Here is a 23,267-nt window from a genome sequence, read left to right as displayed (position 1 = left end):
CATTACAATTCAAAATGAGCTTACTGCAAATTCTGCCAGATTTTTGAAATTCTTTCATATTTTTAACACAGGCAATATTGGGAGATGGAGAGTAGAGGGAGACAACAGAGAGATTTGTTGAATAATTCTCCCTTGTCTGGCTGGTCACTAAGTTACTATTTTTACTCGCTACTCGCAATCACATACCCAGGAGTTCATCTAGCTGCAAGCTTGGCAAGTCTGGAGGAATCACAGTTCGCACTATTGTGACTTTGTGACTTTCTTGTTGGGTTGTTGGATCAAGTGCGATCGCTTCCAAGCGAATTTCCAAACAGCCAAAGGGAATGTTTAATTGCGTCATCACTTCCAACCCTCCCAGTGCATTAGGTAGTAAATTTGTCAATAGATGGGGTTCATCTAGTAACCAGCGAGTTTGATAGTCTTCAAGCCATAACTTGACAACAACTTCCGGAGGTACTTCAGGCAGTACTACGTGCACCATGATAGACTTGCCAGCGATTAGTTCGCCTTCTGGCACATGCATCTGAGGAATTGGCAAAGGCTCAATGGCTGCCGTAATTACAGGTAAGGAAGGGGATAAATTTAATAGTGGTTGCTCCTCTTCTTCAAAGGGGTAACTCCTAGTTGCATCGGCTTCCAGTTCACTAGATGTATCATCGACAACGATTTCTTGCGCCAACCAAGCTGAGGCTATATTTATTTTTATCGGCGGAGGGGGGGGCGGTAGTTGTGTTAACAATGGCGGTGAGAGTGTTGGTTCTAATACTTTTTCTAATTGCGTATTTTCTTTTATCCCCAGATCCACTTCCTTGGCTGTGTCTACATCTTCCCCAAAATTCCCTAGATCGGAAGCCAACCCTGGGACTTCTTCCCATGTCCCCTGTTCCTTGCGCGTCTTTGTCAGCAGAAGTTCTGAAGAGTCCAAACCTTCACTCAAATTCTTATCCGTGTTGGCATCTAGGTTTAACGGCAAGTTGATATCAACATTTGCATTTTCTGGACTTAGAGAAAGCGACGTCTGCGGCGCCGGAACATAATTATCGTAGTCTTCAGGTTGCAGATCATTAATGGATTCAGGCAAAGAGTATCCTTGGCTCTCCATCCACTTCCTGAGTAAAGGAGATGAGTAAAGGTTACTTGTTGTAATTAATTGTGTATTTAGCTGGGCTTCTACTTCAGGAACAAATTCTTCTTGGAATTGTGTATTTTGCTGGATTTCTACTTCAGGAACAGATTCTTCTTGGAATTGTGCATCACCTACTACTAATTCAGGTGTTTCATCTTCAGCTACAGTTGCGTCTAACTGTAGTAAGTCTTCAGCCGCTGGAAGTTGCAATGCATCTGGGGAGACATTGCTTTTTACTTCCTCTACATCACCTGGCAAAGCTTGTAGCCGTCTCAAGTATGGAAAAGTAGCGTCGAGTTTTGGCATTCGACGTTGCCTGATGACCAATTGCTCCAAGTTGATAGCAGGTATAGTAGTATCCTTTTCTAGAAGCACCTGCTGTGTAGAGGGTTTTGCAACAACATCTGTGGGAGTGTTGGCATCAGGTTGAACAGGAGGCAGTTTTGGCAATTGAGGCGAAGTAGTTGAATTCTTGAGCTGAGATGTGCGTAAGGTGGCTTCTCGCAGAACTTGCAGATTAATTTGCGGTGGTAAAGGTGTGTTTGGGGATGGATTGAGTATCTGAGACTGGTCTGTTTTTGGAATCTTGACCAGATTGAATAGTTTCAAGTCTAGCCCTATAGCTGCCTCTGGTTCTGTGAAAGCAGCAGATGAGTCCGATGGTGTTATGGGGTCATTTAAGGATGTATTAGGTTTTGCTGCGGCTGTGATTGCCAGTAATTCCGTTACATCTGCTGTAATGGTGAAGGACTGGCTGGCTAACCGGATAACTTCACCAACATCGGCGAATCTACCATACAAACTGATATCTGCCAAAATTAACTTGGATTCACAGTCAGCAGGAATATCAATTGAAGTATTGATGGTGAAGGGCAAGTCCTGGTCTGATAAGGGTTGCCGTACCTGGGTGAAGATTTTCGAGTTCTTGGGCGATCGCATTTCAATTCCTAGTTCAAGCGCCCGCAGGCTTTTCGGAGATAATGTTTCAGCCTGATCTAGATTTGTCTTTTCTTTGAGTTCTATGTGCCCATTGATTTTAAGAGCTTGTCCCCAACGAGCAATATAAGTATCCTGACCTAAAGTTAGCAGTAATGGTGGCGGTGGTTGTGTTGCTGGAGAATCTGTAACCTTTTCGTCTTTTGGCAAGAGTTCAGAAGCAGGTAAAGTTAAATCTATTAAATTTTGTAAAATCTGCTCTGCCGTCTCACCTTTGAGCCACACAGGACTCACAGGCTCATCGATAACTATATCTTTTTCCGTTTCATCTAGCAGAACAGTGGTAGTAGGGTTCCTATCTGTAGCAATTGCCACTTTTGTGGAAACAGCGATCGCTTTATCTAATGTTTTCACGTGGGCTGACGTCGCCTCGCTTTCCTCAGAGTAGTGGGATTGAGGGCAATACGCTTGGGATAAGCCTTTTTTCTCTCCTCCTGCTTGCCCTGCTCCCTCTACTTTCCCTGCTCTCCCTGCTCCCTCTGCTTCCCCTGCTTTCTCTGTTCCTTGCTGGGACAATACTTGAAATTGGACACTGTGCTGCCAAGATTTACCAAGCAGCTCCGACATCAAATCGCCGGAACAGCGCAACTCCCAAACTCCCGGCTGGAAGTAGGTAAAGGGAATGACCGCCATTAAGCCTTCTGAGTCAGTGCGACGCGATCGCTTGAAAACTCGCCGCGTTGGTTGAACTTCCTGGGTTGAAGAGTGAGTTACCCGCACTTCCACGTCTGTATTAGGAAGGTTTGAACGAGCCAAAATTCTATACTGCCCTTCCAAAATTTCCAAATTTGGCGATTCTAGGATATGCCACGAGCGAGCGCCTTGTTTCTGTATTAGAAATTGCCAGTGTTCCATTATAAGTGATGCCCAGACCGACGAGCCGCCCAGTGATATTGTGTATTACCTTGCTTGCAAGTTTACCTCAGTATTTTGTAAATGCATTACTTAAATGGCTATCAAGTTAACTCAATTTTACTTACTTGAATTTTTGCACTTTAACTAATCGCATTAAGGGAATTTCAATGGGTCGCCGTGTTGCTTGTGCGTAAAGCTTTTGTTGTTTTCTGAATATTAGTTTGACACTCTCCAGTGCTAAATTAACAGGGATGCAATGAATACCATTGGCTGTCTCTGCTCTACTTAGTGCGAATAAGTTTGTATTATTTTTTACTAAAATATCCAATCCACAATAGACACAACGTACAATAGATTAAGATTCACTTGACAATTTTTATTAAATTGTGATTGCCCACATTTTTGCTACAAAGAGGTAGATGTGGCTCTTAAGTGTTCTCTGCGATCGCCCACGCCGGGCGCAAAGCGCCATCGCAAATCACAACACTTAATAAAAGCAAAACGCGCCCAACCTAACTAAAGCGGTTCAAAGAGCCGCTACAAAGCGTGTCTCACCTAGGTGAAATGTGGGTGACAATAAGTATTTACAGGAGGGATTTGATGCTAGTCATTTTAATGGACGAGCAAATCCTTGCCCCTGAGCAAGTTTGCCAGTCTTGTTTACTCGCTGACGGGAGCGGTCAACCCCGTTGGCGGGGGGGTCAACTGCGCTGTGGTCAAGCCATTCGCAAACTTACTCAACAGCAGCCAGACCAGTATGAGTGTATGATGGGCTTTCGCATCGCTTATATAGAATAGTTGAATTTGTCAGCAAGACCAAGCAACTGCGTTATCCTAAGCTCAAGTAACTATAGAAATTTAACCAGAGGAGAACGCATAATGTCTTGGCGCGGGTCTACTACAGTTTCAGATCGAATTTTTGCTTCCTTGCCTTATTTGCTGCCCCTAGTTGATGGTTTAGTCTTTGGCAGCTTTTTGTTAAAGCAGTTTCCAGCACTAGGAGTTCTGCTTTTACCGCTGCAACCAGTGCTAATAATTTACGGTAGTTTAGGACAATTTGGACAAATAATTGTGTTCTTTGCCTTGTTCCTATTAGTGGTAAGAAACGAAAAAATCAGTCATTTCATTCGTTTCAACACAATGCAGGCGATTCTTTTGGACATAGTTATATTTTTGTGTTCCATACTGGTGCGAGTTTTAGGACAGGTTCCTGGAACTGGCTTTGCAATAGAAACAGTAGCTAACACCATCTTTTTAGGCGTTGTAGCAGCAGTTGGATATTCTGCCGTCCAGTCTCTACTGGGACGTTATGCGGAAATTCCGGCGATTTCCGATGCAGTATATATGCAAGTGCGTTAGAAGTTAACGGGCCACTATGGTGTTTTCCAGGCGACCAATACCTTCAATTTCTACACGGACGCGATCGCCTGGATGCAATGGACTTACACCCTCCGGCGTACCTGTAAGCACCAAATCACCAGGTAGTAGCGTCATCACCTGACTGATATAGGAAACTAAAACATCGGGGGCAAACACCATCCGATCGATACAGCTAGATTGAACTGGATTAGCGTTGTCATTCACAAAAGTCTGCAATCTCGCTCCTGGATTTAATTCCCGCACAATCCAAGGGCCCAAGGGACAGAAGGTATCAAAACCTTTAGCTCGCGTCCATTGACCATCCCGTTTTTGTAAATCCCGCGCTGTTACGTCATTGGCGATGGTGTAGCCCCAAATTTTGGTTTGGGCTACCTCTGGTGTACATTCAAAGGCGTAATCGCCAATCACTAATGCTAACTCTCCTTCGTAGTCAACTCGTTGCGACTGGGGAGGATACTTAATTTCTCTCTCAGACGGAATGATCGACGTGGGCGGCTTGAGAAAAATAAGTGGCTCATAAGGTACTGGAGTTCCCATTTCGGCTGCATGGTCTGCATAATTCTTACCCACCGCGACAATTTTTGAAGGAGCGCAGGGAGCCAGAATTTGGTAATTTTCTGGTGTCAAAGTTAAATCAGTGGGTTGTCCTTGTAACCAAGGCGGAGCATCTAGCACCTGCACATTGAGGGATAGTTGTAGTAAACCATAGTAAATCTGTCCTTCTTGATTTTGAATTCGCACATAACGCTGCGCCATAACCTTGATGAATATCCTTTTATCTGCTTTTTTGTTGCTGTGAACGGGTAGCAATCCTCAGTTAGCTTTTTCGCTAACCGATTGACCTTTGAGCCTGAAAGCGATCGCTAAACAAATATCCGGGTCGCCTCCCGATCTAGTTTTCATTAGGGACATCCAAAAAATCCAAACTTCGGCGATTTGGCTAATGATTCAAATTGAAAACTGGTAAGATTATAGTTCCTTGTTGCTTCAGATGTTGATTAATACTGGCATTTTAAATTAAAACTAGGTATAAATTAACATCAGCAGCCACTTTTGCCCATAAGGAAATTGAAAAATATGACTACAAGTTACGAAACAATGTACATCCTCCGTCCTGACCTGGGAGAGGAACAGGTAGAGCAAGCAATTACTAAATATCAGAATTTGCTTCGTGAACAAGGGGCTGAGGATATCCAAATTCAAAATCGTGGTAAGCGTCGTCTGGCTTATGAAATCAAAAAACACCGTGATGGCATTTACATTCAGTTAAACTACACTGCGCCTGCAACTGCGATCGCCCCGTTTGAACGCGCCATGCGCCTGAGTGAAGAAGTGATTCGCTATCTGACAATTAAGCAGGAAATCGAACAAGAAAAACCTGCTAAAGTGGCTGCAACAGTTTGAGAAACTAGGGATTGGGGAACTCGGGGCCCCCTCTGGGGATAAGGGGTAATGGGGATTGGGGACTAGGGAAGAAACTTAATACCCAATGCTCAATTCCCAATACTTCTCTACCTTGCGTTCGCTCAGTACAAATGCCCAATGCCCTTCAAGAAAATTTTGTCTTTTTCTTTTTTCGTGACTTACTTGGGAATACTAAATTAACAAATACTTGCCAAAGGTAGTACTTCCGCAGTTATACCTAAAAGTGGACAAGATTCTGAATGGGAGCTGTAAGCTACTGTGAGCCAATCTGATACACCCAATATTCAAGTTCTCTCTACGGAAGTATCGCAGCTACGCCAAGAGTTGCAACTTCGCGATCAATTAGTCCAACAACTATCTCAAGAACTCTTCCGCCTGGTAAAGGGTAACACTAGTTTTATGCCTCAGCAGCCAGAGCTTGAGCGCGATTTGACCCAGTTACAGGCTTTACAAGAACAACTCCAAGCTGTGGAGCAGCAGGTGGCGTTCTACCAAGAGCAAATTACAACTCGTGACTCCGAAATTTACCAATTGCGACACTCAGTCCAAGAACTTACCGATCGCAGTCGGATGTTGGAACAAGTAGTACAAGAGTTGCCTCAAATTTACCGTCGGAAGTTTGAGGAGCGGATGACGCCAGTGAGAGAAAAGGTAGCAATACTACAACGGGAAAACCGCCACCTACAGGCAGAACTGCAAAGTGTGAGTTACCGTTTGGCACTCAAAACCCGCAATGCCAGTCACAGCAGCATTGATTTGCCAAATTTTCCCCGTCCAGCATCCGAACAAACTAATATTTCGACTCCCCAGAAAGCCTAAAGTTACCATCATGGTAGAATCGAAGAGTTAAAAAATTGGTGTGGCAAAGGATCTTAGACACATCCAAACTGCTAGGGCTGCCAATATACTGCCGTGGTATTCAAGCAAATACTTTGCTGGCTAACGTTACCGACATCGATAGTAACAACCTGAAAGTGACTGGTGTCACTGTCAAATAACAATCCCATCGACTTTTAGTCGTGCAAGTGTCTAGAACTTACGCACTGTACAAACTAACTCTAATGTGTATTATGCATGTCCGTTTCAGTTGCTACTCACAAGGCTGATTTGGTCGCATATTTACTGTGTTGGGTGTTAGATATGGCTCAAAAAGCCGAAATTTTGTATAGTACATATGTATGATGCGTAAGTCCTAGTGTCAATAACAGGTCACTGAGTTAAGATTCTGGATGGCAATGCGATCGCTGACAAAAATCTTTGCAACACATGAATCTGCTGTAGGGGCGTACATTTGTACGCCCCTACTAATGTATCTGTAGGAATTTCGTGAAATGGTATGACTTTTCACAGGATATGGAATCAGAAAAATGATGCGTGCAATTTCAGTATTAAAGCGGAAACAACATGAATTCACTTACTGAAATTCCGCAATTGCCACTAAGACAAGTGCTATTCGGCAGTGTAGTCTTTAACTAGAAAAACAGTATCAGGCAGTTGCTAGACAAAATGCCAACTATTGCTACTAAACTTTTATAATATTTTGTTGTTCTTATGACTCCAAAACATACCAAAATTAAATTTCCCCTTTGGCAGTATCTGAACCAGGCTTTATTTAGTCGCAATCCTAAATTAGTATTGAATCCCCAACGCTTTGCATTGATCTGGCGTCTTCAACTTTTAGAACGCTGTTGGATTAAAGAATGTGACGCTAAAGGGCCTCAACAGCATTAGATGTCTGAAAAGCTGCTGCACTCAAATAAAAGCTGGCACACTAAGCCTCGTCTACAGAACGAGGCTTTTTGCCGTCAAGTAAAGCACTGACAGTCATGTCTCCCATGACATTAATCGCGGTGCGGCAGCGATCTAGAAACCAGTCTACAGTAACTAGCAAAGCGATGTACTGGGTAGGTAAGCCTACAGAAGTGAACACCAGTGTCATCGTTACCAATCCAGCATTGGGAATATTCGCCGCACCTACTGATGCAAAAATAGAGGTAAGGATGACAATTAACTGCTGTCCTAGACTTAGATGTTGCCCAATCAGTTGAGAAATATACAACGCAGACATTGCTTCATAGAGAGCAGTACCATCATTATTGAAATTTGCCCCTACTAATGCCCCCAAGGCAGCAGAAGATTCCCTTAAACCGACTTTTGTTTGCAAAACCTCAAAGGTTACGGGCATTGCCGCCGCAGAGGAAGAAGTTGAGAAAGCTGTCAAAAACGCATCAGAACCGCCAGCTAGGAATTTTAGCGGGTGTACCCAAGAACCAAATTTTACTCTGGTGAGGTAGTAGCACGCCTGCAATACCAGTGCTAACAGCACCGCCACAATAAATGCACCCAAAGATTTAAATGGTGTAAATCCCTGCATAGCAACAGTTTTAGCAACAATCCCAAAAACTGCCAAAGGCACTAAGGCAATTACCCAGTTGAGGACACGGACTACCGCTTCAAACAAAATCCCGATGACATCTTCTATCGGCTGGTATCCTTTTTTCCCTTGGGCAATTTGTTCAGATTTTAATCCCCGCAGGACGATGCCAAAACTCAGGGCAATAACAATTAATTGGATGACATTATTATCAACTAATGGCTTGAGGACAGCTTCCGGTACAGCATCTTTGAGTATTCCCCAAGGGTCAAGATTCTGAGGAGTTATTTGTGTATTTGTTAATGTGGCTACATTGCCCCAAGTCCCCGGATGCAAGACATTCGCTACCAAAAGTCCCACTAAAATAGCTACGGTAGTGTTAGTTAAAAGTAGCACTGCTAGGCGCCGACCTGCTGTACCAGGGATGTTGGTAGTCATCAAAGTATGCAGCACCGCTACCAGAATCAGGGGTGTAGCCAAGGCACGGAGAGCCTTTAACACCAATTCAGCCGGAATTGCTAAATTGTTGATTAAGGCGGCATTGCTTGGATTAGGATTCCCCGCACCAAGGGCAATTCCGACGCTGACGGCGGCTACTAAGGCGATGACAATTTGCAATGTGAGAGGGATACGCTGCCACCAAGGGCTAGCTTTGGTTGCAGGCGAAGTAGTGCTCTCTGTTGGACTCATGCTTGGTGCTGGTAATTGATGTAACTATTAAAACTTCACTTTCGGAAGTGAAAATTTCGCAAACAAGTTAATCTAAGATCCCGTTGCTTTGCAAAATCCGGCTGAAAGGGTATGCGACTGGGTAGACCCCTAGATAATCAGCTGATTAGCGTTGAAACTGTATACTATCAGTAGCTCTAATGCTTGCAGTAGTTGTATTTCTTCTCTGGCAGAGGCTACGCAAACATTTTGAATTTTGAATTTTGAATTACTTATGTCCTTTGTTCCTTTACATATTCACAGTGACTATAGTCTACTCGATGGGGCAAGTCAGCTACCAGAGTTGGTGGATCAAGTGATCGCACTGGGGATGAAAGCGATCGCCCTTACTGATCATGGCGTCATGTATGGCGCGATTGAATTGATCAAAATCTGCCGTAGTCAAAATATTAAGCCGATTATCGGCAATGAAATGTATGTAATTAACGGCGATATCGAGAAACAAGAACGCCGTCCGAAATATCATCAAGTTGTTTTAGCTAAAAATACCAAAGGTTATAAAAATTTAGTTAAATTAACCACAATTTCTCACCTCAAAGGTGTTCAAGGCAAAGGAATTTTTTCTCGTCCTTGTATTAATAAAGATTTATTAAAAGAATATCATGAAGGTTTAATTGTTACCAGTGCTTGCTTGGGTGGAGAAGTCCCCCAAGCGATTCTTAGCGGTAGACCAGATGCAGCCCGGAAAGTTGCTCAGTGGTATAAAGATGTATTGGGTGATGATTATTATCTAGAAATTCAAGACCACGGTTCTCAAGAAGACCGAATTGTTAATGTTGAAATAGTCAAAATTGCGCGGGAGCTAGGTATTAAAATTGTTGCTACTAATGATTCGCATTTTATTTCTTGTTTTGACGTTGAAGCCCACGACGCTTTGCTCTGTATTCAAACTGGTAAGCTAATTATTGAAGATAAGCGGATGCGTTATAGCGGCACAGAGTATCTGAAATCTGGTGAGGAAATGCAGCAGCTATTTCGTGACCATTTACCAGATGATGTGATTGCAGAAGCTGTAGCCACCACTGAAGAAGTGGCCGATAAAGTTGAGCCTTATCATATTATGGGTGAGCCTCAGATTCCTACTCCCCCAATTCCCTCTGGTCATACTGCTGACACTTACGCTGAAGACGTTGCATGGAGCGGACTTTTAGAACGGTTAAATCGTAAATCTCGCCAGGAAGTCGATTCAGTCTATAAAGAAAGATTGGAATACGAACTGAAAATGATTCAGCAAATGGGTTTTTCCAAATACTTTTTAGTTGTATGGGACTACATCAAATTTGCTAGAGATAATAATATTCCTGTAGGCCCCGGTCGGGGTTCTGCGGCTGGTTCATTAGTTGCCTATGCGATGCGAATTACTAATATTGACCCTGTACATCATGGGCTACTATTTGAGCGTTTCTTGAACCCAGAACGGAAATCCATGCCTGATATTGATACGGATTTCTGTATTGAGCAAAGGGATAAAGTTATTGAATATGTAACTGATAAATACGGTGCAGATAAAGTTGCCCAAATTATTACTTTTAACCGCTTAACTTCTAAAGCAGTTTTGAAAGATGTCGCCAGAGTATTGAATATTCCCTACGGGGAAGCTGACAAAATGGCAAAATTAATTCCTGTGGTGCGGGGTAAACCAACGAAACTCAAAGTGATGATTTCTAATCAAACCCCAGAACCACAGTTTAAAGATAAATATGATAAAGAACCGCATGTTCGCCATTGGCTTGATATGGCAATGCGAATTGAAGGAACTAACAAAACTTTTGGTGTTCATGCAGCAGGTGTGGTAATTTCTGCCGATCCACTTGATGAAATTGTGCCGCTACAGAAGAATAATGACGGTTCCGTGATTACCCAGTATTTCATGGAAGACCTGGAATCAATGGGTTTGTTGAAAATGGATTTTCTAGGTTTACGGAATCTGACGCTGATTCAAAAAACCCTTGATTTAATTCAAGAAACTAAAGGATATCGTGTTGATCCTGATGAAATCACCCGCCAGGAAAGAAAAGCACAGAAGATATTAGCTAAAGGTGAACATAGCACTTTGCCAAAAGATGTACAAAAAACTTATGAACTATTAGAAGCAGGTGAGTTAGAAGGGATATTTCAATTAGAATCCTCTGGGATGCGTCAGATAGTGCGAGATTTGAGACCTTCTAATATAGAAGATATTTCTTCAATTTTGGCACTTTATCGACCTGGGCCATTAGATGCGAAACTGATTCCTAAGTTTATTGACCGCAAACATGGTCGAGAACAGATTGATTATCAACACCAAATTCTAGAATCAGTATTAGACGAAACTTATGGAATTATGGTCTATCAAGAGCAAATCATGAAAATTGCTCAGGATATGGCTGGATATTCCTTAGGACAAGCTGACTTGCTGCGCCGTGCAATGGGTAAAAAGAAAGTTTCTGAAATGCAAAAGCAGCGAGAAAAATTCGTGGATGGCGCAGCTAAAAATGGCGTTCAGAAAAAAGTTGCGGATGAATTATTTGAGCAAATGTTGAAGTTTGCTGAATATTGTTTAAGTTATGATACGGAAATATTGACAGTAGAATATGGATTACTACCGATTGGGGAAATTGTAGAAAAACGCATTGAATGTACTGTGTACAGCGTTGATAATAATGGAAATATTTATACGCAACCTGTGGTACAGTGGCACGATCGCGGACAACAAGAGGTGTTTGAGTATTGTTTAGAAGATGGTTCATTGATTCGGGCAACAAAAGATCATAAATTTATGACTGTTGATGGTCAAATGTTGCCAATTGATGAAATATTTGAACGGGAATTGGATTTGATGCGGGTAGAGGGTTTACCGGAATAAGAATAAGGGAAACAGGAGGAGCAGGGCGATCGCTCAACAATGTTAGCAGTTATTAAAAAAGAGTTATTGAGCTACATGCATAATGCCCAATTTTCAAGCTAGTAACCAACGCATAAAACCTTTACCAACTTGCCCCAGTATAAAACTAAAAACCCATTGTAATAATGGCCCAAGTAATGACAAAAATAGCAAAAATAAGAAATCACTGCGACTAAAAATACTAGGAGTGAGACAAGTTAGTCCCCACGCCAGCCAATTTCGATATTGAGACTTAATAAAAGTCCATCTCGGAAGTTGATTAACAAGCCAATAGCGAATAGTAGCAAATATAAAAGATATTACTAGCCCAGCAAGTATTGATAATAGTAATTGTACTAAATGTAATTTCCAAGCTAAAAAAGTAGCAGGGAACAACGAAGCTAGCTCCCAAGCTAATAGATTTAATTTAGTCCGAAGATAGCTTAGTATTTGCTCAATAAGCCAATAATGCACATAAACAATATTTAAACACTCAGGATTTTGGAGAAAACTACTCCTAATTTTGTGAATTATGTCGCCATAAAATAAGACATTGCTTTGTAAAACAATATCTTGTTCTTTCCAAAAATATAAAGCTGATGTATCTTCTCTATAATAAGAATTAAAAGTAAGTCCATACTGTAATATCGATTTTTTTTGTAATGATTTACTCCAAAATAATTTAATAAAACTTACTATAAAAGTATTATCAAAAATTTGAAAGTATTTTTTAGGAATTACTAATTTTTTGTATTGCACAGTATTATTGCTAAAGCAAATGTTATCACTAAAGTAGTTGTAGTACCAAAGATAAGCTAGTAATTTTGGCGGAATGTACAGAGAGCAGCCTATTTTTCGCGCTTGCTCAATTTGTCTTAAAACTGCTTGATTTAGATAAAAACTATACTGTGCTGGCTCAACCTTAATTTCAAGTTCAATAGGAATGCCTTGAGGGATTTGCACAAAGAAAGAGAGTTGAAGATCAGCTTGATGATCTGTGTGTGTTTTATAAGCTTTCATTTCGGGATAATTTTGCGATACTTTGTACAATACCAATCAGAAAATCTAGTGTTCCACGCCACTGTTTTTCTCCGGCAACTATCCCTTCATTATGTATTTTGAGGATTAAATCTCTATCTCCTTCAGCTAATTCAAATAGCTTTTTATGGTAACGGCTAATAATATCTCCATCTAACTGCATAACAGTTTGAGCATAAATAATATCAATATCTACGCTGGTAATCTCACCACCATCAAGTGCAGCTTTAAGTTCAGCCATTTTACGTAAGGTACGAATAAATCTACCATTATTCAAAAGGTTTTCAATCTCTTGCCACCTTTGTTGCAATTTTTTATTATCTTCTTTATCTGCAACAGGAGTTGGAGCAGGCAATATTGGTTGAGCTAGTTTTATGTATATCGGATCATCTTCAATAATATTTGATTTATGTTCCACCTTATATTTAAGACGCTCCTGATATTGTGTTATCCTGGGGTCTTCACTATTCTCAGTACTTTGTTCAAGGAGAATGTAAAAATATTCTCTTTCTAATTGTGAAAATAGACTTGTATAACGGTCGCGTAGCTCTTGAGCTTGAGCTTTTTCTGCTTCTGTTAAATTTTTTGGATTTGGAATTTTTTTGACATCAAAGTAGTCTTTGTCATTTATTGAATAAATCTCTTGATATGCTTGCCAAGCATTAAACTTTGCGCCAGTAATTTGCTCCACAACCATCGTATTTACTTCTAAAGCTGTAATATCATCAACTAATCCCTCTACAGACGAGACTAATTTCTCTAACAAATCTTTGGCTTGCTTTTGAATATTATTAGACATAGGGATAAATTCTTAATTTTAAGTAAATAGAAAAGCAAAGTAACCTACAGATCATGCTAAGTCGCTGTAGGTATTTTAGTGTGACTGTTAATAGATAACGTTTATTGGGGACGGGATAATGATTGTTGTGAAGTTTTACGAGATTTTATAATTTCTATAAAAAATCCATACAACTTCTGCAAACTTTCTATATTTTTTTGCATAATCTCCCGACTTTCTTTGATTTGACTTAGATGAAATTCGCGAAGTTCTGTATATGGGCCACTACCAATAAATTGACTACCGACTTCATTGTTTATATCACCATCAATTAGATTGATTATGGTATATATTCGATTACCTGGTTTAGCAATTTGTTGCCCTTGTGGTTGTTCCAACTGAGTAGAGGACTCTGGAACCCAAGTAGTAATTTCTAACTCAACAACTTCAACTATCGCGGTTTGAATAGCATCAATAACGTCATTAATATTGAATCCTTCTCCCTTAGTATTCAACTGATTAACTTTTCTTTTAAATTCACTACTTGGCTTACTAATTTGACTATTATTTTCCTCATTTTCGCTAGCTTGACCATTACTTTCTATGTTTTCGTTAGCAGAAGTTTTCACCATGACATTTTGGAGGTTACAGATTTAAATATAAACAAAACACAATTTTAGGTTATGTCAAAATTTTCAGGGCTTTTACTTAATAAAAGTAACTAAAGTCAAAACAACTTAATAATTTAAAAAAAAATTTTTGAAGAAAAGTAAAGTTATGATTTCTCAAAGTCAAATTTATCTGATACAAAGGATAACACCATTTTAGATTTTGGAGCCACTGTATTGCGGTAAGTTCAGCACTACGGTAGAGGTTCTCCCCGTTGTCCTAAGTGGCGTGATTCTGAAAGAATTATTTAATTAGCTTTTGGGCCTTTCGTTACAATCGGTATAAATTAGCTCCTACTTATAGACAAAGAAACCTAAAGTATATCTCAGAGTCAAAACAAAATTTCGTATAAAAACAGTTAAGTATATAAAATTTATTTATTTTAGTCAACCTGTTTTCTATTTGACCTAGCAAAGTCTAGAAGTGCAAGTACTGGCCGACTTTTCCTATGCCACTATGTATACAATGATGTGACTATGCTGAGAAAGACAAAAAAAATATGTTATTATCTCGTCAAACTTTTGCTACACCTATAGTAGCTTGTGTATGTATATTAGGAGTTGGCTTACTTCAATTTCCTCAAATGCAAAAACTGCTAATTAGCAAACAAATTGCCTCCTTAGAAACTTTAAATAAAGACATTAAAACAGAAAATATTCGTCTTAATTTTCTTAAAAAAATACCTAGTTTTGGTTATGATAATTTCATTGCAGATTTGGTATATCTCAATTTCTTACAGTACTTCGGAGATGATGAAGCTAGGGATAAAACAGGTTATAGTTTAAGTCCAGAATATTTTGAAGTCATTCTAGAACGTGACCCGCGATTTTTAGCAGCGTATCGGAGTCTTTCCGTCAGTACTTCATTGTATGCTGCTATGCCAGAACGCGCGATCGCATTGTCAGAGAAAGGCTTAAAATCACTATCTCCCTCGGTTCCCGAAAAGTCTTATTACGTGTGGCGTTATAAAGGAGTTGATGAGTTATTATTTTTAGGCAACGCTCAAGCTGCCCAAAAATCTTTTGCAACGGCGGCAAAGTGGGCTAGTAAATTTTCAGATGCAGAGAGTCAGCTTATCGCTCATACTTCCCAAAGAACTGCTGAATTTTTAAATCGAAATCCTAACAGTAAATATGCTCAAATTGCTACCTGGGCAATAGTTTTAAATAATCAAGTTGATCAGAGAACTCGGAAACGAGCAATTAGGGAAATCGAAGCTTTGGGAGGAAAAGTAATTACAACTACTGAAGGTACTCATAAAATTGTATTTCCCCCAAAAGATTAAATTATTAGTCATAAGAGTTTCTTAGAAGTGAAGTCAAGAATAATATAAACTAATGGGTTAAAAATTTATCATGCATGATTGAGTAGGAGAATATTAATGTCAATACAATTGGTAGAATCTGACTTTCAAATATTAGGGTGTTTTCCTGTTATGTCCCAGTTGCGCCCTCACCTTGAGCAGGCTAATTTTGTAGAACAAGTTCGATATCAAATCAAAGAAGGATATCAACTTGCATTTTTGGAAGTAGAGAATCAAACTGTGGCAATCGCTGGATTTCGCATTTATACGTGTTTAGCATCAGGGAAGCTTTTATATATTGATGATTTAGTTGTTGATGAGTTGAATCGGTCACATAGCTATGGTCAACAGTTATTTCGTTGGCTAATTGAATATGCAAGAAATCATAACTGTGAACACCTGAGTCTAGATTCTGGTGTTCAGCGATTTGCAGCTCACAGGTTTTATTTAATGCAGCGCATGAGCATTACAAGTCATCACTTTTCAATAGAGTTGTAGCTACAATAAATCTGATTGTGACAAATAATATTTTTTGGTATAATGGTAAATTAATTAACTCTCAAACCCTAGAATTAGACATTAACAATCCGGGGTTACTTTATGGGGCGACTATTTTTACAACGTTGCGGGTTTATCAAAACTCGCTAGATAGTAATTTAACCAATTGGCAAGCACACTGCGATCGCCTACTTTCCTCATTACAAACTTTTGGTTGGCAGCAACCCGATTGGAATCGTCTGCGTCAAGGTGCTCAAATTCTTCTGGCACATTTCCCCGTTCTCAGAATTACCCTCTTTCCTGATGGACGGGAATGGATAACTGGCAGATTATTACCAGAGGATTTGACAGAAAAACAAAAAACTGGCGTTGTGTGTGCCGTTGCTAGTTCAGAATTTTATCGCTCTCTCCCCTCCCATAAAACTGGAAACTATTTGAGTGCTTGGTTGGCAAAAACTAGCTTAGATGCTCAAGAAGCAATATTAGTCGATGCCCAAGGAAATTGGCTAGAAACCAGTACAGGCAACCTTTGGGGATGGTACGATCGCAGTTGGTGGACGCCGCCAATAAAGGCAGGAATTTTGCCGGGAATTGTGCGCTCGCAACTTGTAAACTGGTTGCAAAACCACCAGCAGCCAATTCAGGAAGAAACTTGGAGCGGGGAGCTAGTCCAGAGATTTGAAGCGATCGCCTACACTAATAGTGTGGTAGAAGTTATTCCCATTCATACCGTTCATCAGCCCACAGGGTCGCTAGAATATAATCCCTACCATCCTAGTTTTCAGCAAATAAGGGAGCTTTTTGTAGCATGAGAGCTACGCCACTTTGTTACACTTAAGATAAGTTAACATAATTCTTAATAATCACCTCTTTGAACAGAGACGCTAGGCGATGGCGCAAAGCGCACGCTGAGAGCTAACGGGTGAAAAATACAGGAGGATAGACCTTAGTGAATAAAAGATGGAGAAATGCAGGGCTGTACGCGCTGCTGTTTATTGTCGTCATTGCGCTGGGAACAGCATTTTTTGACAAACAACCTCAAAGCAGAGAGACATGGCGATATAGTCGGTTTATTCAAGAAGTTCAACAAGGCAAAGTAGAAAAAGTCAGTTTGAGTGCAGACCGCTCTACAGCACTGGTTACAGCCAAATATGACGGAAATAAACGGGTTGTGACCTTAGTCAACGATCCAGACCTGATCAATACTCTGACTTCAAAAGGCGTTGATATTTCTGTTTTGCCCCAAACCGATGAAGGATTTTGGTTTAAGGCACTGAGCAGCTTATTTTTTCCTGTATTGCTTTTGGTTGGCTTATTCTTCTTGCTACGTCGCGCTCAAAGTGGTCCAGGTAGCCAAGCGATGAACTTTGGCAAATCTAAAGCCAGAGTGCAAATGGAACCACAAACTCAGGTGACATTTGGCGATGTTGCTGGTATTGACCAAGCCAAGTTGGAATTAAACGAAGTCGTAGACTTTCTAAAAAACGCCGATCGCTTTACCGCAGTTGGTGCAAAAATTCCTAAAGGTGTGCTATTAGTTGGCCCTCCTGGTACAGGTAAAACCCTCCTAGCTCGTGCCGTAGCAGGCGAGGCAGGTGTACCCTTCTTCTCGATCTCCGGTTCGGAATTTGTGGAAATGTTCGTAGGTGTGGGTGCATCCCGCGTCCGCGATTTATTTGAGCAAGCTAAGACCAATGCTCCCTGTATCGTCTTCATCGATGAAATTGACGCCGTAGGTCGTCAGCGGGGTGCAGGTTTAGGTGGTGGTAACGATGAGCGGGAACAAACCCTCAACCAGTTGCTCACAGAAATGGACGGCTTTGAAGGCAACACTGGCATCATCATTATTGCCGCTACCAACCGTCCCGATGTCCTAGATGCAGCACTGTTGCGTCCTGGTCGCTTTGACCGTCAAGTTGTAGTAGACCGTCCCGACTATTCTGGACGCAGCGAAATCCTCAAGGTACATGCCCGTGGTAAGACCTTGGCGAAAGATGTGGACTTGGATAAAATTGCTCGTCGTACCCCTGGATTTACTGGTGCAGATTTATCCAACCTGCTGAATGAAGCCGCAATTCTGGCAGCACGCCGAAATTTGACTGAAATTTCGATGGATGAAATCAACGACGCCATTGATCGCGTATTAGCAGGACCAGAGAAGAAAGACCGGGTAATGAGCGAAAAGCGCAAAACCTTGGTGGCATATCATGAAGCTGGTCACGCTTTGGTCGGTGCTTTGATGCCAGACTACGATCCTGTGCAGAAGATTAGCATCATCCCTCGCGGTCGTGCAGGTGGTTTAACTTGGTTTACCCCCAGCGAAGACCGGATGGACACTGGTTTGTACAGCCGCGCTTATCTGGAAAATCAGATGGCAGTGGCTTTGGGTGGTCGGATTGCTGAAGAATTAATCTTTGGTGAAGAAGAAGTTACCACTGGTGCTTCTAACGACTTGCAACAGGTAGCACGGGTTGCGCGTCAGATGATCACCAGATTTGGTATGAGCGATCGCTTGGGTCCAGTCGCTCTTGGTCGTCAGCAAGGTAATATGTTCCTTGGACGAGATATCATGTCAGAACGCGATTTCTCTGAAGAAACCGCCGCCGCCATTGATGAAGAAGTCCGCAAACTTGTGGATGTAGCCTATACACGCGCTAAAGAAGTGTTAGTGGGCAACCGTCACATTCTAGATCAGCTAGCGCAAATGTTGGTTGATAAAGAAACGGTAGATGCTGAAGAGTTGCAAGAAATTCTATCGAATAACGATGTGAAAACCGCTGCGTTTGCCTAATTTCATGAGTAGTTAACAGTTAGGAGTTAAGAAAAATTCCTAACTTCCAACTCCTAACTCCTAACTTTTAAAATCCGGGGTAATTCTATGATTTTCCAGAGTTGCCCCATTTTTTAATAGCAATTCTCCAAAATCCTACTAGACATAAATCTCTGCGTCCCTGCGTCCCTGCGTCATTCATTATAAGTTCCTTGTCAAAAGCCCAGCCATGAAGACCGGGCTTTTAATCCGAAATGGGGTTATATTCCCCGAAGGTTAGTTATAGAGTTTCAGTATAAATCGGTAGTCTGATAGAGACTACCACTTGAGCACAATCAATTCCGGAAAATTAGAAAAATTTTTTAGATACCTCAAATCAAAGAAGCTATAACTCTGACTTCAAAAGCAAAAAGATACAATCTAGCTACAATTTAACAAGTCTGGATTGTGAAAAAATCCCCGAACCCATCATGTTAGAGTACAATCCATTAGCTTGCTTGCCTGACTCTGAGGAACTGCCCGATAACGATACCCGTGTGGATAATGAACTATAAGATTTGATTCCTAGTTGTACTTAAAGCCGTACTGGCGATAGCATGGGCAGATCGAATGGACTGGTTTTTCTCTTATGACTAGCTGTTTACTATGACCCAATCTACCAGCCATCATGCCAGATGCATTTTTAGGCGATCAATCAAATAGATAACTTTCTGAATCTTTATAAGACTAGTACGCCACGACGTAAATAGAGCAACCATTTAAAATCCCTAAAAAGCCCATTCCATAATACTTTTGAATGAGTGACTTCCGCCTTGCAGTACTAGCCTCAAGAGGGACTCGATACTCAACCAGTTGCCGATCTTAAACTCTGGATGTCGGTTTCAAAAATAGCCACGCCACAAAGAACGTAGCCGCTGTGAATAGTTGCGTCAAATCCAAAGCAGATAGATAGCCATCTGCAAATGAAGCAATACTGCGATCGGTAATGCCAAATACCCAGCATGACAGTCCAAATAGCCAAATCCCATTCTTGAGATTTCCGACGAATTCCTTAGAGTTTGATGGTTGCTGGTCGTTCATGAGCTTCTGCTTTGTTGATGAAGAATTTGGTGATTGATGAGAAATACCTGCCATTGGGAATTTTTTCTGACTCCTGACGCTGAATTTACACTTCTCTATAAATAATATTAATAAATATTTCATTAGCTTGACTTCAGTAACCAAAGGTACATCTAATAATCTTGACATTCCCCCTTTGGTTCTGTCACGTCTGATAGAGGGCAATGCGTTGAGTTCTCAGGATTACAGGGTCGCCTTTGAATGCTGAGATTACATTATCTTTAAATAACTATATAAATATTTATTTGAATTAAATCAAAAATACTCCATAGGATAGATGCGTTTTAGAAAATACGTCGTGGAGGCGCACATCTGTACATTGGTGTCAACTTACAGCTATTTTCAGGTAAATAGACCACGCCCCACAGGCACAGCAATGCTGTGCCCCTACGACAGATGTGGTTCAAATACATGAAAACTCCTGTAAGGGACCTCGGATTGCATGAAAGGTGAACGAGAATAGTCTGTATTGCGGTGCCGCTAGTCTTGAGGCAGAGCCTCCCATTAGGCATTCCCAGTCTATGACTGGGAACCAGACAAAGGAGACAATCTCTAAAAGCTGGTTCTAGACTGACTTTCAGCTTAAGTTGACACCTATGACATCTGTATGCCCCTACTGCGCTATGAGCTAGATTTCTGGGTCAACCAAGCGGGTAGTAGGACGACTCTGATACAAATCTTGAACTACTTGCCCAGCAGAAACTATAGCTACAAGGGCAATGACTCCAACAGGTAACAAACCTTTGCCTAAGATGGCGATCGCTAGCAGCACAACTGCACCCCCAAGTCGATACTGGGAACGGATTTTGCAATAACGGATCACTCCAAATCTGTGGAGAATACCGACAGCCAGAGAGCATAATGCTACTGAACTACAGATGAGCCATCGCTGGGAATCGGATAGTGGTAAAGTTGGGTTACTCAACAAGATTTGTTCTACGCCAACTCCAGCAGCAGCAAACCCAATCACTAGCAGTAAATGAGTGTAGAGCCAGAGATTGACAACACCAACTCTTCCATGTGTTCGCGCCATCTCAATAGGTGTGCCACCCAGGTTATCAAAATAGACCCACCACCAGCTAAAAGCGATAATTAGACCAAACACGGCGGAAATTACAGTTAAAGTATCCCATTTCTGCTCAGAAACACCATTAACCACCGCGATAATTGCTTCGCCTAAAACAATAATGGTAAACAGCCCGAAACGTTCGGGTAAGTGGGAAGCGTGGGGGAGTAACCCTAGTTGGAACTTGCGTGCTGTTAGGGGTGTAGCAAAGTCAATAATGATTCCCAATGTCCAAAATCCGAACCGCCAAGGAATGGGTACAGATGCTGATATTAGCCATAAAGAGGCTGCGATCGCAAAACCAATAGCATAGCGAGTAGTCAAAGGACGTGCGGAGGGGATATGTCTTCCAGCACGGACGTACTCTATTACAAGCACAGCCCGACCGAGAGCATAGGAAATAGCAAAACCAGGGGAACTCTCACCCAAACCGTGGTGGATATTAATCGCCATTGCTGCTGCTGTCAGCATTTGTATACCAATCAGCAGCCGATGTCCCACATCATCGCTGTCAAAGCGGTTGGCGTAGAATGTAGTGCCAATCCATGACCACCAAACTGGTATAAATAAAACTACAAACCCAAATAATCCTGATAGAGAGATATCCTCATTGAGATTGTGGGCGAGTTGAGAAACTGCAACTACAAAAACCAAATCATAAAACAGTTCCAGCCAAGTGGCGCGTCGTTCTTCTTCAGTGTCTTCACTAATGCGTAACCTTGGCGGTTGGAGAAAATTTGCCATAGTGCTAATTGCTAATTACGAATCGCTAATTGTTTTTTACCATTAGCTGTCATCCATTAGCGAGTGCGTATATGTTTCTGCGTAAATTCTTAAAAACCTGCTGAAAATTCGGTAACTTTGGCATTGTCCCAATCTCCTTGAATGTACTGTTAACCCATGCTGGTGAGTTGTTGAACGGTAGGCAGTTCTACATGAATATACTCAGGAGTTTGTTGGGGCATAAATTATTTTGACAAGTCTTGTAGAATGATTTTAATGAATCCACTCTATCTGTTTTCGAGTAATAATACTTAATTTGTGTTTTTTTGGTATAGAAACTTCTAGTTAGAAGCAATTGACTAATAACTGATGATATGCTGTCTAATAATGCTGGGTTAGGTCTTTGAACCTGCCGGAAGATGCCTAAAAGTGTCTTATCCCAAGGGGGCTGCTTTTCCAACTGTGATAAAATCCAGGTATGGAATAAACAATAAAGATCCACCTTACTAGGAGTTTCTTTATACCTATTAGAAATAATAGGTAGTGGTTATACTCTACACCATCGTAGAGGAGACAGGTTGAGGGAGTGTCTAGCGTTCTCTGTCCGCCTAAGCAGTAAGCACTTCCAAATAATTAAATCACTACAAAATAAAACTATGTCCAAGGATTTGGACGATTTACTCACTGAATACTTTCAGCCGGAGAAGCTAAAGGCTGCGTTTAAAGCTTACGAACAACAAAAAACGGACTTCTTCCAGCAGGGTGAGCCAAAAGTTCAGATGGGGGTGGACGGTATTTCTTACCAAACCTTTAAAAAAGAACTTGATTTACGTTGTCAGCTTCTATCAAATAGATTATTTAAAGGTACATATCAGTTTTATACTTTTCGAGAAATAGAAATTCCTAAGCCGTCTGGTGGAAAGCGAGTTCTATCGATTGCGACTATACGCGATGTTATTGTCCAAAAAGTATTGTATGATGCTATTTACAAAGAAATAGAAAAAGATTTTAAAGCCACATCTAGACTAGATAAAGTATCTTGTGCATATAGAAAGGGAAAGTCCGCACCCTATGCAGCAAGCTTGATTCATCATTATATTAAACAAGGTTTTATATTTGCCTTAGATGCTGATATAGTAAAATTTTTCGATAGGCTGTCTCACGAATATCTTTTTGAAATTATAGAGAGAAAGTTTGGTCAAGATACTTTAACTAATAAATTATTAATACGGTTTATAAAAGCTGGTGGACTTCCACATAAAAATCAACGTTGCAAAACATACGGATACCGTTTTTTTCATCATCATAAGCCTATTTTAAATAATCAAAGAATTATAAGAACTCAGGGTATCCCTCAAGGCGGTGTACTTTCGGGAATGCTAGCAAATTTATATTTACATGAATTTGATTGTTGGGTTATCAATGATTTATCGAAAAAATATTCTCTAAGATACGTCCGTTATGCCGATGATATGGTCAGTGCGACACGATGTCGCATGTTCTGAGTGAGGAGGTGACTTCTCTAAGTTAGTGTCCAAACTTATCCTCAATCTCT

The 23,267-nt window shown here is 41.0% G+C and carries 20 protein-coding genes; 12 read left to right on the top strand and 8 right to left on the bottom strand.

Translation table 11 applies throughout. The features are described from left to right. Window positions 1–178: 178 nt before the first annotated feature. On the bottom strand, window positions 179–2,977 hold the full coding sequence (locus tag V7L29_RS30565) for a hypothetical protein (protein WP_334737852.1): 2,799 nt from the start codon (window positions 2,975–2,977) through the stop codon (window positions 179–181). A 600-nt stretch (window positions 2,978–3,577) separates the two neighbouring features. On the opposite strand from V7L29_RS30565, the gene V7L29_RS30560 reads away from it, so the two are divergent. Next, window positions 3,578–3,775: a hypothetical protein gene (locus tag V7L29_RS30560; RefSeq protein WP_334691554.1), complete on the top strand. Its 198-nt coding sequence runs from the start codon at window positions 3,578–3,580 to the stop codon at window positions 3,773–3,775. An 81-nt stretch (window positions 3,776–3,856) separates the two neighbouring features. Next, complete coding sequence (locus V7L29_RS30555; RefSeq protein WP_334691553.1) at window positions 3,857–4,336, top strand: Tic20 family protein; 480 nt, start codon at window positions 3,857–3,859, stop codon at window positions 4,334–4,336. 3 nt (window positions 4,337–4,339) lie between these two features. Here V7L29_RS30555 and V7L29_RS30550 read toward each other — a convergent pair whose 3' ends face one another. Continuing rightward, complete coding sequence (locus V7L29_RS30550; RefSeq protein WP_334737851.1) at window positions 4,340–5,113, bottom strand: fumarylacetoacetate hydrolase family protein; 774 nt, start codon at window positions 5,111–5,113, stop codon at window positions 4,340–4,342. A gap of 321 nt (window positions 5,114–5,434) precedes the next feature. Between V7L29_RS30550 and rpsF the strand changes: the two genes are divergently transcribed. From rpsF to V7L29_RS30530, 4 genes are all read left to right on the top strand, one after another. Then, complete coding sequence (gene rpsF / locus V7L29_RS30545; protein ID WP_334691551.1) at window positions 5,435–5,761, top strand: 30S ribosomal protein S6; 327 nt, start codon at window positions 5,435–5,437, stop codon at window positions 5,759–5,761. A 279-nt stretch (window positions 5,762–6,040) separates the two neighbouring features. Then, a complete protein-coding gene (locus tag V7L29_RS30540) occupies window positions 6,041–6,601 on the top strand; it encodes an Npun_F5560 family protein (RefSeq protein ID WP_334691550.1) in 561 nt (186 codons plus the stop codon). A 35-nt stretch (window positions 6,602–6,636) separates the two neighbouring features. Continuing rightward, window positions 6,637–6,780, top strand: coding sequence for a hypothetical protein (locus tag V7L29_RS30535; RefSeq protein ID WP_334691549.1), 144 nt, complete (start codon window positions 6,637–6,639; stop codon window positions 6,778–6,780). Window positions 6,781–7,333: 553 nt separating this feature from the next. Then, on the top strand, window positions 7,334–7,513 hold the full coding sequence (locus V7L29_RS30530) for a hypothetical protein (RefSeq protein ID WP_334737850.1): 180 nt from the start codon (window positions 7,334–7,336) through the stop codon (window positions 7,511–7,513). A gap of 40 nt (window positions 7,514–7,553) precedes the next feature. Here the strand turns inward: V7L29_RS30530 and V7L29_RS30525 are convergent, their stop codons facing one another. After that, window positions 7,554–8,846, bottom strand: a complete 1,293-nt coding sequence (locus V7L29_RS30525) for a dicarboxylate/amino acid:cation symporter (RefSeq protein ID WP_334737849.1) — start codon at window positions 8,844–8,846, stop codon at window positions 7,554–7,556. A 253-nt stretch (window positions 8,847–9,099) separates the two neighbouring features. Between V7L29_RS30525 and V7L29_RS30520 the strand changes: the two genes are divergently transcribed. Then, window positions 9,100–11,730 (top strand): DNA polymerase III subunit alpha, encoded by a 2,631-nt coding sequence (locus tag V7L29_RS30520; protein ID WP_334688206.1) that lies wholly within the window; start codon window positions 9,100–9,102, stop codon window positions 11,728–11,730. A gap of 93 nt (window positions 11,731–11,823) precedes the next feature. On the opposite strand, the gene V7L29_RS30515 is transcribed toward V7L29_RS30520, so the two are convergent. The 3 genes from V7L29_RS30515 to V7L29_RS30505 form a co-directional block, all read right to left on the bottom strand. Beyond that, complete coding sequence (locus V7L29_RS30515) at window positions 11,824–12,768, bottom strand: hypothetical protein (RefSeq protein WP_334737848.1); 945 nt, start codon at window positions 12,766–12,768, stop codon at window positions 11,824–11,826. Further along, window positions 12,755–13,585, bottom strand: a complete 831-nt coding sequence (locus tag V7L29_RS30510) for a hypothetical protein (RefSeq protein WP_334737847.1) — start codon at window positions 13,583–13,585, stop codon at window positions 12,755–12,757. Before V7L29_RS30510 ends, V7L29_RS30515 begins: the two co-directional genes overlap by 14 nt. A 101-nt stretch (window positions 13,586–13,686) precedes the next feature. Then, window positions 13,687–14,196, bottom strand: coding sequence for a hypothetical protein (locus V7L29_RS30505; protein WP_334688203.1), 510 nt, complete (start codon window positions 14,194–14,196; stop codon window positions 13,687–13,689). A 536-nt stretch (window positions 14,197–14,732) separates the two neighbouring features. Between V7L29_RS30505 and V7L29_RS30500 the strand changes: the two genes are divergently transcribed. The 4 genes from V7L29_RS30500 to ftsH3 all read left to right on the top strand — a co-directional run bounded on the left by V7L29_RS30500 (window position 14,733) and on the right by ftsH3 (window position 18,825). Next, window positions 14,733–15,518, top strand: coding sequence for a hypothetical protein (locus V7L29_RS30500; RefSeq protein WP_334688202.1), 786 nt, complete (start codon window positions 14,733–14,735; stop codon window positions 15,516–15,518). Between the two features lie 96 nt (window positions 15,519–15,614). After that, complete coding sequence (locus V7L29_RS30495; RefSeq protein WP_334737846.1) at window positions 15,615–16,034, top strand: GNAT family N-acetyltransferase; 420 nt, start codon at window positions 15,615–15,617, stop codon at window positions 16,032–16,034. A gap of 17 nt (window positions 16,035–16,051) precedes the next feature. Then, the gene (locus V7L29_RS30490; RefSeq protein ID WP_334737845.1) at window positions 16,052–16,846 is read left to right on the top strand and encodes an aminotransferase class IV; all 795 of its coding nucleotides are present in this window, start codon (window positions 16,052–16,054) and stop codon (window positions 16,844–16,846) included. A gap of 137 nt (window positions 16,847–16,983) precedes the next feature. Next, complete coding sequence (gene ftsH3, locus V7L29_RS30485) at window positions 16,984–18,825, top strand: ATP-dependent zinc metalloprotease FtsH3 (RefSeq protein WP_334688199.1); 1,842 nt, start codon at window positions 16,984–16,986, stop codon at window positions 18,823–18,825. A gap of 840 nt (window positions 18,826–19,665) precedes the next feature. On the opposite strand, the gene V7L29_RS30480 is transcribed toward ftsH3, so the two are convergent. Together V7L29_RS30480 and V7L29_RS30475 are read right to left on the bottom strand one after the other, a co-directional pair. Beyond that, on the bottom strand, window positions 19,666–19,884 hold the full coding sequence (locus V7L29_RS30480; protein WP_334688208.1) for a hypothetical protein: 219 nt from the start codon (window positions 19,882–19,884) through the stop codon (window positions 19,666–19,668). A 667-nt stretch (window positions 19,885–20,551) separates the two neighbouring features. Continuing rightward, a complete protein-coding gene (locus V7L29_RS30475; RefSeq protein ID WP_334737844.1) occupies window positions 20,552–21,733 on the bottom strand; it encodes a low temperature requirement protein A in 1,182 nt (393 codons plus the stop codon). A 635-nt stretch (window positions 21,734–22,368) separates the two neighbouring features. On the opposite strand from V7L29_RS30475, the gene V7L29_RS30470 reads away from it, so the two are divergent. Next, window positions 22,369–23,217, top strand: a complete 849-nt coding sequence (locus V7L29_RS30470; RefSeq protein ID WP_334737843.1) for a reverse transcriptase domain-containing protein — start codon at window positions 22,369–22,371, stop codon at window positions 23,215–23,217. Window positions 23,218–23,267: the final 50 nt, after the last annotated feature.

It is taken from the genome of Nostoc sp., from assembly GCF_036916575.1.
In the GTDB taxonomy this organism is placed as follows: Bacteria; Cyanobacteriota; Cyanobacteriia; order Cyanobacteriales; family Nostocaceae; genus Nostoc.
The sequence above is the reverse complement of the archived record's forward strand: the minus strand, read 5'-3'. Positions and strand labels throughout refer to the sequence as shown.

Excerpts from the sequence above, each read along its gene's own strand:
- V7L29_RS30525 (WP_334737849.1), bottom strand. The coding sequence starts at position 8,846 with ATGAGTCCAACAGAGAGCACTACTTCGCCTGCAACCAAAGCTAGCCCT.
- V7L29_RS30470 (WP_334737843.1), top strand. The coding sequence starts at position 22,369 with ATGTCCAAGGATTTGGACGATTTACTCACTGAATACTTTCAGCCGGAG.
- V7L29_RS30550 (WP_334737851.1), bottom strand. The coding sequence starts at position 5,113 with ATGGCGCAGCGTTATGTGCGAATTCAAAATCAAGAAGGACAGATTTAC.
- V7L29_RS30560 (WP_334691554.1), top strand. The coding sequence starts at position 3,578 with ATGCTAGTCATTTTAATGGACGAGCAAATCCTTGCCCCTGAGCAAGTT.
- V7L29_RS30510 (WP_334737847.1), bottom strand. The coding sequence starts at position 13,585 with ATGTCTAATAATATTCAAAAGCAAGCCAAAGATTTGTTAGAGAAATTA.
- V7L29_RS30495 (WP_334737846.1), top strand. The coding sequence starts at position 15,615 with ATGTCAATACAATTGGTAGAATCTGACTTTCAAATATTAGGGTGTTTT.
- V7L29_RS30530 (WP_334737850.1), top strand. The coding sequence starts at position 7,334 with ATGACTCCAAAACATACCAAAATTAAATTTCCCCTTTGGCAGTATCTG.
- V7L29_RS30475 (WP_334737844.1), bottom strand. The coding sequence starts at position 21,733 with ATGGCAAATTTTCTCCAACCGCCAAGGTTACGCATTAGTGAAGACACT.
- V7L29_RS30500 (WP_334688202.1), top strand. The coding sequence starts at position 14,733 with ATGTTATTATCTCGTCAAACTTTTGCTACACCTATAGTAGCTTGTGTA.
- V7L29_RS30505 (WP_334688203.1), bottom strand. The coding sequence starts at position 14,196 with ATGGTGAAAACTTCTGCTAACGAAAACATAGAAAGTAATGGTCAAGCT.
- V7L29_RS30565 (WP_334737852.1), bottom strand. The coding sequence starts at position 2,977 with ATGGAACACTGGCAATTTCTAATACAGAAACAAGGCGCTCGCTCGTGG.
- V7L29_RS30480 (WP_334688208.1), bottom strand. The coding sequence starts at position 19,884 with ATGAACGACCAGCAACCATCAAACTCTAAGGAATTCGTCGGAAATCTC.
- V7L29_RS30520 (WP_334688206.1), top strand. The coding sequence starts at position 9,100 with ATGTCCTTTGTTCCTTTACATATTCACAGTGACTATAGTCTACTCGAT.
- V7L29_RS30515 (WP_334737848.1), bottom strand. The coding sequence starts at position 12,768 with ATGAAAGCTTATAAAACACACACAGATCATCAAGCTGATCTTCAACTC.
- rpsF (WP_334691551.1), top strand. The coding sequence starts at position 5,435 with ATGACTACAAGTTACGAAACAATGTACATCCTCCGTCCTGACCTGGGA.
- V7L29_RS30555 (WP_334691553.1), top strand. The coding sequence starts at position 3,857 with ATGTCTTGGCGCGGGTCTACTACAGTTTCAGATCGAATTTTTGCTTCC.